Annotated in this window: 9 protein-coding genes; 3 read left to right on the top strand and 6 right to left on the bottom strand. The window is 41.3% G+C overall.

Annotated elements, in window-relative coordinates:
• Positions 1-10 precede the first annotated feature (10 nt).
• The 3 genes from frr to DC077_RS04440 form a co-directional block, all read right to left on the bottom strand.
• The gene (frr, locus tag DC077_RS04450) at positions 11-568 is read right to left on the bottom strand and encodes a ribosome recycling factor (protein ID WP_109200732.1); all 558 of its coding nucleotides are present in this window, start codon (positions 566-568) and stop codon (positions 11-13) included.
• Between the two features lie 151 nt (positions 569-719).
• Entirely contained in the window at positions 720-1,451 is a 732-nt protein-coding gene (gene pyrH, locus DC077_RS04445; RefSeq protein ID WP_109200733.1) for a UMP kinase, read from the bottom strand.
• Positions 1,452-1,625: 174 nt separating this feature from the next.
• Entirely contained in the window at positions 1,626-1,919 is a 294-nt protein-coding gene (locus DC077_RS04440) for an accessory factor UbiK family protein (RefSeq protein WP_109200734.1), read from the bottom strand.
• A gap of 443 nt (positions 1,920-2,362) precedes the next feature.
• Here DC077_RS04440 and DC077_RS04435 point away from each other — a divergent pair, with 443 nt between their 5' ends.
• Both DC077_RS04435 and epsC read left to right on the top strand, forming a co-directional pair.
• The gene (locus DC077_RS04435; protein ID WP_109200735.1) at positions 2,363-3,139 is read left to right on the top strand and encodes an RNA methyltransferase; all 777 of its coding nucleotides are present in this window, start codon (positions 2,363-2,365) and stop codon (positions 3,137-3,139) included.
• A gap of 2 nt (positions 3,140-3,141) precedes the next feature.
• Complete coding sequence (gene epsC, locus DC077_RS11070; RefSeq protein WP_109200736.1) at positions 3,142-3,996, top strand: serine O-acetyltransferase EpsC; 855 nt, start codon at positions 3,142-3,144, stop codon at positions 3,994-3,996.
• Positions 3,997-4,215: 219 nt separating this feature from the next.
• Here epsC and DC077_RS04425 read toward each other — a convergent pair whose 3' ends face one another.
• The 3 genes from DC077_RS04425 to DC077_RS04420 form a co-directional block, all read right to left on the bottom strand.
• The gene (locus tag DC077_RS04425) at positions 4,216-4,905 is read right to left on the bottom strand and encodes a GntR family transcriptional regulator (RefSeq protein WP_109200737.1); all 690 of its coding nucleotides are present in this window, start codon (positions 4,903-4,905) and stop codon (positions 4,216-4,218) included.
• A gap of 388 nt (positions 4,906-5,293) precedes the next feature.
• Positions 5,294-5,464: a hypothetical protein gene (locus DC077_RS10835; RefSeq protein ID WP_157953485.1), complete on the bottom strand. Its 171-nt coding sequence runs from the start codon at positions 5,462-5,464 to the stop codon at positions 5,294-5,296.
• A gap of 591 nt (positions 5,465-6,055) precedes the next feature.
• Complete coding sequence (locus tag DC077_RS04420) at positions 6,056-8,944, bottom strand: insulinase family protein (RefSeq protein WP_094566825.1); 2,889 nt, start codon at positions 8,942-8,944, stop codon at positions 6,056-6,058.
• Between the two features lie 742 nt (positions 8,945-9,686).
• Here DC077_RS04420 and lepA point away from each other — a divergent pair.
• A complete protein-coding gene (lepA, locus tag DC077_RS04415) occupies positions 9,687-11,480 on the top strand; it encodes a translation elongation factor 4 (RefSeq protein WP_094566824.1) in 1,794 nt (597 codons plus the stop codon).
• Positions 11,481-11,485 lie beyond the last annotated feature (5 nt).

Below are 11,485 nucleotides of genomic sequence, written 5' to 3'. Positions count from 1 at the left end.
AACTCTTAGCTTAAATTTCCATTAACTCTTCTTCTTTCGTTGCGAGCACTTCATCAATCTTCTTGATTGTCGCATCGGTCAATTTCTGAATTTCATCTTCTGTACGACGTTGTACATCTTCGGAAATTTCACCCTCTTTCTCTAACGCTGAGATCTGGTTATTCGCATCACGACGAATATTACGAACCGCAACTTTCGCCTGCTCTGCTTCACCACCGACCAACTTAACTAACTCTTTACGACGCTCTTCTGTTAAAGGCGGTAGAGGAATACGAATTAAGGTTCCTGTTGTCGCAGGATTGAGTCCTAAATCACTATCGATAATCGCTTTTTCAATAGGACCGACCATCTGCTTCTCCCAAGGAGCAACACCTAATGTTCTTGAATCTTGTACCGTTAAGTTCGCAACCTGGCTTAATGGAACCATCGAGCCGTAATACTCCACTTCAATATGATCTAAAATTGAGACATGGGCACGACCTGTACGAATTTTTCCAAGCGCACTTGCGAGTGCATCAACAGATTTCTCCATACGTGTCTTTGCATCTTTAATTATATTTTGCGTCATTTAAATCTTCTCCAATTTTGTCCAAATTTGTTCAATTTATCTAAATAAGGAGACGCTCAATACTACTTAAGCTGAGCGTCTCTCACTTTAAACGAATCATACTCAACATTCGTCACAGCATTCTTTTTCTGTGAGCAATTTTACCACACTCCTATTCAGGAGCTGTCTCTGATACTAAAGTTCCTACAGGCTCCCCTTTCACAACTCGCATCAGATCTCCTTCATTAAAGATATTAAATACCTTGATCGGAAGGTTGTTCTCACGGCACATCACCAGTGCTGTTGCGTCCATCACCCCTAAATTTTGTGTCAATGCATCAGTAAAAGTGATGTGATCATATCGCGTTGCTGTAGGATCTTTCATCGGATCTGCGGTATAAACACCATCGACCTTGGTTGCTTTTAGCATAATTTCAGCATTGATCTCAATCGCTCTTAACGCTGCTGCTGAGTCAGTAGTAAAGAAGGGATTGCCCGTTCCTGCAGCAAAAATGGTCACTCTCTTCTTCTCAAGATGACGAACAGCGCGACGACGTAGATAATCTTCACACACCTCATTGATACGAATTGCGCTCATAACACGAACATAGACATCTCGAGATTCAAGTGCATCTTGAAGTGCTAGGGAGTTCATCACAGTTGCTAACATCCCCATGTGATCCCCGGCAACACGATCCATTCCCGCTTCCGCTAATCCTGCCCCACGAAAGATATTACCGCCACCAATGACGACACCGACTTCAACACCGATTCTATTTAATGCTTTAATCTCATCTGCAATACGCCCAATTGTTACTGGATCGATACCATAATCGGCATCACCCATCAATGCCTCGCCACTGAGCTTCAACAAAATGCGCTTATATTTAGGGGCTTGACTCATAACTATACACTTCCTTTTATATTAGATTTGAGACTCAACAAAATTTGAGAATATAGTACTTCATTTAGCAACGATTGAATAGCACCACCGATGCTTAATCCTGCTTTATCTTCCTCGATTCTCCCTCTTTTTTCTCTTGAGAGATCGCCCAATTAGCCTTGAGTCGATTCCGCTTCAGAGAGCTTCTTTTTCCCCACTCTCTTCAAGCTCTTTTTCCAATAATAATTGATCTAGTTTCGCCTCTAATTCTGCAACTCGATGGGTCAATATCTCCAACTTCTCTCTCGTCTTTAAAAGCACCTTCTCTTGAATCTCAAACTCCTCGTAACGGACAAATTTGAAATTACTAAGGGCAGAATCGACCCCCTCTTTTACAACTCTTTCAACCTCGCCCCCCGCATTTTTCACCCCATCTGGTAAGGCATCATGCAGGCGTCCTGCGATATCTTGTATAAAGTTTTTAGGCATCTTGTCCTCTCTTATGTTAATAGTTGCTATAATCCTAAGCCAAATAAATAAAATGAATGGGATCAAGCTTAATCTGGGATTACTCTAGGTTTAGTTAGATTTAAATCAGATTTAAATTAGGTTTAAACTACAAGTGTAAAACTACAAGTGTAAATTAGGCTTAAATTAGAATCTGCTTAGGATAGGTTAAAATTCGTTTGAGATCATCAAGCCTATTGTCTTCTTATCCTGTTTCCTTGTCGCCAATAGTAATTAATAGCAATCAGTAGTAACCATTAAGTAACTAATAGTAACAATAGATAAAAGAATGGATCTCCAATCGAGCAAACTCTCTTAACGCCGTTAAGGAGAGAGAGTTATTACTCTATTTTAACAGCGATTAAATCCCCATTCTCTATTTAGGGCGTAAATATATCAGTCAAAGCATAAAAGCGAGCTAACTCATGCAAAATGAATCCCCATTACAAGCTATTCGAATTGTTATGGTTAATACCACACACCCCGGAAACATTGGTGCTGCTGCAAGAGCAATGCGGGTGATGGGATTGTATAACCTAACATTGGTCAATCCCCACAAATTTCCTAGTAAAGAGGCAACGGCACTTGCAAGTGGCGCACTCGACGTTCTAGAAAATGCAGTTGTGACCGAGACACTCTCAGAAGCTGTAGCAGATTGCCAATATATCTTTGGAACAAGCGCAAGAAGTCGTCATATTGGAAAAGAGGAGCTTCCTATTGAAGCGGGGATTGAAGAGATCCATACACTTCTTTCCCAAAATCCCGATGCTAAAATCGCCATACTTTTTGGAACAGAGCGAACGGGCTTAACAAATGAAGAGGTCGATATCTGTGATAAGCTCTTCTATATCCCGACAGAGAATAACTATAACTCACTCAATATCTCCCAAGCGATTCAAATTATTGCCTATGAGTTGCGACGCTCCCTCTCCACAAAGAAGGCTCAAGCGATTGTTAAAACGCCCCACTACGCAGGTGAATTGCCGGCAACGCATGAAGCATTAGAAGGTCTCTTCTCCCATCTTGAGCGAGTGATGATTGAGAGCCGCTTCCTCGACCCTGAAAACCCTAAACACCTGATGCGCAAAGTGCGACATCTCTATAAAAAAGCTACTTTGACTCAAGAGGAGATCAATATCTTACGAGGAACTTTAAATGCTTTAGAGAAACGAGCAAAAAGCAGTAATAGAGAGGATGAGTAATCATGATAAAAAGAATAAAAGATGATATTAACAATATTAAAAAATTTGACCCCGCAGCGAGAACATCTCTCGAAATTCTTCTTGCTTACCCGGGTCTTTGGGCTGTCTGGATTCATCAAATTGCACATCTACTCTGGCGTAAACGTTTCAAGACTATTGCTCGCTGGATCTCCACCTGGAACCGCTTCTTAACCGGTATTGAGATTCATCCAGGAGCTAAAATTGGTAAACGTCTCTTTATCGATCATGGAATGGGGGTCGTTATTGGTGAGACGGCTGAGATTGGTGATGATTGCACACTCTATCATGGTGTAACCCTCGGTGGAACAAGCCTTGAAAAGGGGAAACGACATCCCACTTTAGGCAATCATGTCGTTGTAGGCGCCGGCGCAAAAGTATTAGGACCCATTACACTAGGGAATCATTCAAGTGTCGGTGCAAACTCGGTTGTGATCAAAACTGTACCTGATAATACTACCGCAGTCGGTATCCCTGCTCGAATCTCAAAGCCGGATCGTCCAAATCTTAAAAAAGAGATCGCCAATAAGCTCTTTAATGCCTATGGAATGAGCCATGATATTGAGGATCCTGAAGCGAATGCGATCAATCTTCTCCTCAATCATATTGAAAAACTTGATAAAGCGCTCTGTCAGATGCAGACTGAACTTAAAGCACAAAATATCCGACTCAATGTCGAATGGCCCACTATTCAAGATTGCTCTTTTGACGATGATGGTCTCCACATCCACCAAGAACAGCAACCACAAGAAAAAGAGCAAGGGCAAGAGAAGAAGCCAGAGAAGCAAGAAAATCGAGCCTCTCAGCCGGTAGAAGAGGACTCAACCAAACCCTCTTAAAAAAAGATGGGATCTCTACTGAAAGTCGAATCTACCAACCACAACTCAAAACAGAGCGGGGAGAACATCATACGATGCCTCCCCGTTTTTCATCTCTATTTCTGAAACTCCATTCTTTCAACTACGACTTCTTCATGCACTCTTATAGAGCATTAATGATAGGACATTGTATGAGAGAGTTATCTCTACAATATTGAAGAGAGAGACTCAAAGAAAGATTTAGAGAAAGACCTTTTCTGCTCCACGCTCTAAGAGCTGTAATACATCTTGATGATGCTCAGTTAAGATCACTGCAAACTGATCAAAATCACGCCGGCGCAATACTTCAATTAAGGCATCATGCTCATTTAAGGGCTTATAAACTTCAGAATGCTGATGAAGATAGAGCTCATTTTGAATAAAGGCTAAACTCACAAAAAATGAAGGATAGCGCTCAATAAGGACACGACTGCCGGAGAATTGAACTAATGCATAATGGAATTGATAGTTGAGCAACCCAATATGCGCCATCTCTTCGCGCGATCCCCCCTTATCCATAATCGCCTGCATATTAACGCGCATCTGCAGTGAAAGTTCCTCTAGATGCTCTATCAGTGGGGAGAGATCCTCAATTTTACAGACCTTACTTAACGCCTGATTCTCCAAGAAAAAACGTAGATGATAGAGATCAATGTGCTCTTCAAGTGTAAAGCTATTGAGAAAGGTCCCCTTATTCTCAATTTTTGTAGCGATTCCTTCACTCACCAAGATAAATATTGCTTCGCGTACAGAGGCTCGACTTGCTCCTGTTTTCTTCGCATACTTCTCTTCAAGGATCTTATCGCGAGGTTGAATCTCCCCTCTAATGATATCTTGAATAATGACCTCTTTAATTGTATTCGGCAGTGTCTGCGCGCGCTTTAGCTCCATAAAATATCGTTACCATCTCTGTTATAAGTAGATTAAAAGTTATGAAATAGATCGGGGAATGGCATCTTTCATCTCGCTGGCATCTGAAAAGCATAGTCAACCTGATCGATCCATTAAAAGATAACGAAATATAGTAGCGACTCTAAAAATTACTGCAACAATCTCCATCTAATAATTCATTCAAAATCCATCAACAATCATCAAGAATTGAGCACTACTTACCATATTACTTACCATATTACTTACCATACTAACTACAACACTAATGCAATTATTAGCTTCGATAACAGTTGCGATATCAATTGCGATATCCGCTATTATCTCAGCTGCCTCTTATCTCAATGGTGATATTACCTGCTCTTTTAAAACCTATTTCACAATCTCTTCATCAAGCGTTTACCCAAACATTAGTACTTAAACGATACCCCATAGCGCTTTTGATTAAAACAGTTGCCGTAGTATCTCTCGCTCGCGCATACTCCTCAAGATGAAATGCCCCCTGTGGCCCTTCCTCTTGAATATCGACACGTTGCGGTAGAGATTTAATAGCCCATACCATTCGCTAGCTACCTCTATGGAAAAAGGTGCTTCAGGGTAGAGAATAGGGTCTGTTGAACATTTGGAATAAAAAATAGAGAGTTGTAAAATGTAATCACCAAAAAACATTACAAACTCTCTATTCTTATGCTCCAAACATTACTTAATAACAAGCTTTGGTTGAAACTATGAATGTTCAACAGACCCTAATTGCGATGATTAAAAGATTTCCAATAATGAAGAAGAGTGAGAGTAACGACTTAGAATAATGTGTGTCGCACAGAAACCCCCTCTCTAACAGTAAAACCTGTCTTGCGATTCTATCGCTTCTCACAAAGGGAGTAGCATATATTTCAAAAGTGGTAATAAAAGATCCCCATTGGGGGAACGAATTGGCTAAATGATTATTAATTGATAAAAATCAAATTCAAGTATTAGCAATCAAAAATTGGCAAATTGCCTAAAAAAAGCACCCCATAGCTTTTAACTTTGGAGTGCTTATTCTCTACTATAGAGACTAGTGTTCAAGCGCACTAGATAATACTAGATGGTACTCAGATGGCACTAGTCGATCTAGATATTGCTCTATCAGCAGTCGTAAAACCTTCGGGAATTAGAGTTGCTTAACCTCAAACCCTGCTGATTCTAGCGCTGCTTTAGGACCTAATACGGCAGTATGCGTATCGGGATTTGCTAGATACTCACGCGCAACACGTTTAAGGTCATCTATCGTTACATTGAGTACTGCCGCTCGATATTGCTCTAAATCCTCAGGGGTACGATCATATTTCGCCATAAAGTAACGATCACCAAACTCACTTGCCGGTGCTTTAGGACGATCAATAGCGCTGATAACGCCTAAAATAGCCTCTTCAAGTTGCTGCTCATCATGATCATTCTCCAATAACCACACAATGGAGGCATCAAAATCGGCTAATGTCTCTTCAAGGCGAGGATCGCGATAACTAAAGAAATTAAAGGCACCCGATGAGGCGTTATAATTTGCACCGCCGCCATAAGCACCCCCCTGTTCGCGAATCGCTCGATGGAGATAACCATTGCGTAAAAAACCAGTCAACACTTGAAATACGGGTGAATCTTGATGATCTCGTGTCACTGTTTTATAGCTTTTTGCACAGTAGAAGACAGGAGCATTGATCGCCCATCCAAGATGGATCTTCTCTTCTGCCTGCTCTGTAAATGGTGCGCTAAAGCGAGTCACATCTTCTGTAACGGTATGCGCCATAACTGCGGCAAAATCTTGCCCAACTTTAGCAATCTCCTCAGAATCATTGAGAACAATAACTTCATAAGGGCTCTGTTGTAACTTTGTTAAGAGCTTAGAGAGCTTCTCACCAAAGGTGCGGCACTCGGTATCATCCTTCATTCGCTTCTCGATTTCACGAAAATCTTTAATCGATTGCATTCCTGATAGACGCTGCTCTAATTGGGAGATCAGAGAGATATTTTGACTCGCAACACCCATCGCATAACTATGACCATTGCTAACAATTCCCTGCTCACGACCCACTTTAATCTGCGCCATAATCTCCTGCATGCGTTTTACTTCATCAAAGCGTGCATCGAAGAAGATATCTCTTAAGAGCAAGCCTAGCTGATCACTATTCTCTAATAGCGCTTTACCTGAAAGTACCCAATACCCCCGAATATCATCTTGATAAGGTTGGTACATCGTTCGCGCACTCACCCCACCTGTTACCGCAGAGATTCTTGCTTGCTGCTCAAGATATGAACGAGAGCCGGCACCCATCTCTGTGATAAAAGCATCTAAAAATGGCAAAATAACCATCTCTTCTTCCGTTAATTGGGGAAGATCAACCACAATCGATTGATAGGTCATACCATTTGTTGTCGGTGAACCAAGAACTAGCCCTTCTTGGTAGTTAAGCTCTGGGAATGTGAGTTGTTTCGGAATATCTTCCCGTGTAACCATCGGTAAGATAGAGTCATCATCTACTTGTGATTGACGCGCTTGCAATGCTTCCGCCTCACGAATAATCTTCGCCTTATCCTCTTCTGTTAAATTCTGCTGAATTTCCGCTAATCTTGCCTTCTCCTTTGCAACACGTTCATCGGCTAAGGTATGGCTTGGATTAACCGTCAACATCACTCGGTGAGGATTATTTAACAGAAGTCGATCAATTAAATTAGGGATAAAGTCACGATCTTGGATCTCTTGGCGCATCTTCTTCAACGATTCATCAAAAGAGAGTGCATCATAAGCCTCTCCACCATGAAGAACAGGAGTTAAGGTATCGACAATAAGACGCAGACCATAAGGGTAGCGATCACCTGAGATCTCACGGGAAGCGAGCTCTAGCTGATGAAGCGCGGCCTCGATACTCTCTTGAGGCACCCCTTCATCCCGCACACGGATCAAAGTATCGACGATGAGCTGATTAATCTTCTCGCTATCTTCTCCATTTGCACCCTCTAAACCACATGAGAAGAATGCTTCACGCGTTCCCTCTTCAAGCCCACAAAAGATAGAAGGAGCCGTTCCGAGATCTGAAGTCTCTAATGCTAAACGAAGTGGAGAGCTAGCATTATCTACTAAAACGCTACTTAAGATCCTTGCTCGCATCAGCTCATCTGATTCCATAATAGGATTGAGCAACCAAGAGTTAATAACATGGCTCTGCTTCTCAAGCGGCTCATCTGCCGGCAATGGATAGGTTGCCGTAAATTTTTGAGGTTCAGTGTAACGCTTCTCATCTTTTACACTAAAATCAAAATCTTGATAATCAAATTTCGATAAGACCTTCTCTTCAAATACAGCTTGGTGCTCTAAAGGATCCATATTACCGTAGGTCATAAAGACACTATTTGAAGGATGGTAATGTTTTTTATGGAAATTGACTAACGCTTCATGGGTGAGATTAGGAATATCCTCAGGATCTCCCCCTGAGTTGTTATGATACGTTGTTGTTGGGAAGAGTGCTTTTGTTAACTCTTGATAGAGGATAGACCCAATTGAACTCATCGCTCCCTTCATTTCATTAAAGACAACCCCTTTATAGACAAGCTCACTTTCAGGATTATCGATCTCACTAAACTCAAGGCGATGCCCCTCTTGTAAAAAGTCAAGATACTCCAACTGTGGGAAAAAAGCGGCATCTAGATAGACATCAAGGAGATTGTAAAAATCCTTCCTATTTTGACTCGCAAAGGGATAAGCGGTCCAATCTGATGAGGTAAAGGCGTTCATAAAAGTATTGAGTGAACGGCGAATCATCATAAAAAAGGGATCGCGAACAGGATAGTTTTCGGATCCACAAAGTGCGGTGTGCTCCAAAATATGAGCGACTCCCGTAGAGTCTTCCGGAACTGTCAGAAAACCTACTAAAAACACATTATTGCTATCATCATTCGCTAAGTGGATATGCTTTGCCTTTGTCACATTATGTTCATACTCTTGAAGCGTAATGTTTAGGGATGGGATGAAAGTCTCTTTCACCTTGGTAAATGTCTGTTGAGTCATTAATCCTCTCTTATACTTATGTCGATATTTAAATATAGCTGTCATATAGCAGTTGAAGCTTAGATGCTTATCTAAACCTCCAACTCAATCATTAACTAAATTTATAACTAACTTTACAACTAACTCTATTACTAACTTTTTAACTAAATCTCTCGCTGAATCATTAAAGAGATCTTTCAATAAGACCTCTCAATAGATCTTCGAAGAGATCTGCAAATAGATCTATAAACAGATCTATAATTAGATCTACAAATAGGTTCTCTTTCAGAAATCTCAATCGTTTCATCATAACAATAATCGAGGTTTCAAGGTAGCCTTCCATCAACATATATCCCCATTTAATCGGTAATGAATAGATAAAATAGCCAGATATCCCAATAACCTTGCCCCTTGCACACCTAAAGCGCACTACCATGTGGGCCAATTACGATAACCTATTACAAATGGGGAGTTTTCGGTATAATCAGCAGATTAAAGCAAATATAAAGTAAATATAAAGAGCAAATAAGATAGGTATAGAATAAATAAGATGGATTAGATAGATAAGATAGATGATATAGCCCTAAGTAACTTATCAATCGCTCTAAGTGATTTCTGATAAAGATCTCAGTAACGCTCAGTAACCGTTAAGAGAGAAGATCACCGCGAGACAAAATATTAAATATATCTCCTAGTGCTTTATTTGCTAAGATAGAGCTCCTTTGAAGTATATACAATTCACCTTTTTATATAGATAGAATCGATGAAGAACATTAGAAACTTTTCAATCATTGCCCATATTGACCATGGCAAATCCTCTTTAGCTGACCAGTTTATCCGTATCTGTGAGGGTCTTACTGAACGCGAGATGCAAGATCGGGTCTTAGACTCTATGGATCTTGAGAAAGAACGGGGCATTACGATTAAAGCACACTGTGTTTCTCTCGACTATAAAGCTGACGATGGTGAAGTGTATCATCTCAATTTTATCGACACGCCGGGACACGTTGACTTCTCCTATGAGGTCTCCCGCTCACTCTATGCTTGTGAAGGCGCGCTCTTAGTTGTTGATGCCGCGCAAGGTGTTGAAGCGCAATCGGTTGCTAACTGTTATACCGCTATTGATCAAGGTTTAGAGGTTATTCCTGTCCTTAATAAGATCGATCTTCCGGCCGCTGATCCTGATCGTGTTGCAATGGAGATAGAAGATATCATTGCCATTGAAGCACTCGATGCGGTTCGCTGTTCAGCAAAATCAGGAATTGGTGTTAGAGATGTGTTAGAAGATATGATCAAACGCATCCCCGCGCCGGTTGGAGATGTTAATGCGCCGCTTAAAGCACTCATCATCGATTCATGGTATGACCAATATGTTGGAGTTGTCTCCCTCGTTCGAATCTTTGATGGCGTTTTACGCAAAAATGATAAGATCAAAATCATGAGTACAAAAGAATCTCATGAAGTGACTCATGTTGGCGTATTTACCCCTAACCGTGTTGATAAAGAGCAACTCTCCGCTGGGGAAGTGGGTTTTGTCATCGCCGGCATTAAAGATATCGATGGTGCTCCGGTCGGTGATACCATCACGCTTGAAAGAAATCCCGCTAAAGAGGCTGTTCCAGGATTTGAGATGGTTCAGCCCCGTGTATTTGCCGGTCTCTTCCCTGTTGAATCTGAAGAATATGAAGATCTGCGAGAAGCACTCAAAAAGCTACGTCTGAATGATGCTTCACTCCACTTTGAACCAGAAACATCACAAGCCTTAGGTTTTGGCTTCCGCTGTGGATTCCTCGGAATGCTCCATATGGAGATTATCCAAGAGCGTCTTGAGCGGGAATATAACTTAGATCTCATCACAACTGCCCCTACCGTTATCTATGAGGTTGAGAAGAATGACGGGGAGATCATCTATGTCGATAATCCAGATGGATTGCCTAAAACGACCCAGATCAAAGAGATTAGAGAACCGATTATTGAAGCCAATATCCTCACTCCACAAGATTATATTGGCAATATTATGAAGCTCTGTATCGAAAAGCGCGGCGTTCAAATTGATATGGTCTATGCCGGTAATCAGGTACAACTTCGCTATGAGATTCCGATGAGTGAAGTGGTCTTAGATTTCTTCGATCGCCTCAAATCGGTCTCGCGCGGTTATGCTTCATTCGATTATAAATTCCTCCGTTTTGAGGCTTCTGATCTCGTGAAGGTGGATGTCTTAATTAATGGTGATCGTGTTGATGCGCTCTCACTCATCACACATAAAGATAATGCTCAATATCAAGGTCGTAAGCTTGTTGAGAAGATGCGTGAATTGATCCCAAGACAACAATTTGAGATTGCGATTCAAGCCGCTATTGGCGCTAATATTATCGCAAGAACAAACGTCAGAGCCCTCCGTAAAGATGTGACTGCTAAATGTTATGGGGGCGATGTGAGCCGTAAACGTAAACTTCTTGAGAAACAGAAAGAAGGTAAGAAACGGATGAAGCAGGTTGGCAGCGTGGAGATTCCACAAGAGGCCTTCCTTGCTGTCCTTAAAGTTAATGAAGAGTAGATAAA

Origin of the sequence: Ignatzschineria cameli (genome assembly GCF_003121895.1) — a bacterium.
In the GTDB taxonomy this organism is placed as follows: Bacteria; Pseudomonadota; Gammaproteobacteria; order Cardiobacteriales; family Wohlfahrtiimonadaceae; genus Ignatzschineria; species Ignatzschineria cameli.
Note: the sequence above shows the minus strand (reverse complement) of the source record. Positions and strands in the feature narration are given on the sequence as shown.

What these genes read in the sequence shown, in the direction of transcription:
- DC077_RS04425 (WP_109200737.1), bottom strand. Translation starts at nt 4,905, where the DNA reads ATGGAGCTAAAGCGCGCGCAGACACTGCCGAATACAATTAAAGAGGTC.
- pyrH (WP_109200733.1), bottom strand. Translation starts at nt 1,451, where the DNA reads ATGAGTCAAGCCCCTAAATATAAGCGCATTTTGTTGAAGCTCAGTGGC.
- DC077_RS04435 (WP_109200735.1), top strand. Translation starts at nt 2,363, where the DNA reads ATGCAAAATGAATCCCCATTACAAGCTATTCGAATTGTTATGGTTAAT.
- DC077_RS10835 (WP_157953485.1), bottom strand. Translation starts at nt 5,464, where the DNA reads ATGGTATGGGCTATTAAATCTCTACCGCAACGTGTCGATATTCAAGAG.
- lepA (WP_094566824.1), top strand. Translation starts at nt 9,687, where the DNA reads ATGAAGAACATTAGAAACTTTTCAATCATTGCCCATATTGACCATGGC.
- epsC (WP_109200736.1), top strand. Translation starts at nt 3,142, where the DNA reads ATGATAAAAAGAATAAAAGATGATATTAACAATATTAAAAAATTTGAC.
- DC077_RS04420 (WP_094566825.1), bottom strand. Translation starts at nt 8,944, where the DNA reads ATGACTCAACAGACATTTACCAAGGTGAAAGAGACTTTCATCCCATCC.
- frr (WP_109200732.1), bottom strand. Translation starts at nt 568, where the DNA reads ATGACGCAAAATATAATTAAAGATGCAAAGACACGTATGGAGAAATCT.
- DC077_RS04440 (WP_109200734.1), bottom strand. Translation starts at nt 1,919, where the DNA reads ATGCCTAAAAACTTTATACAAGATATCGCAGGACGCCTGCATGATGCC.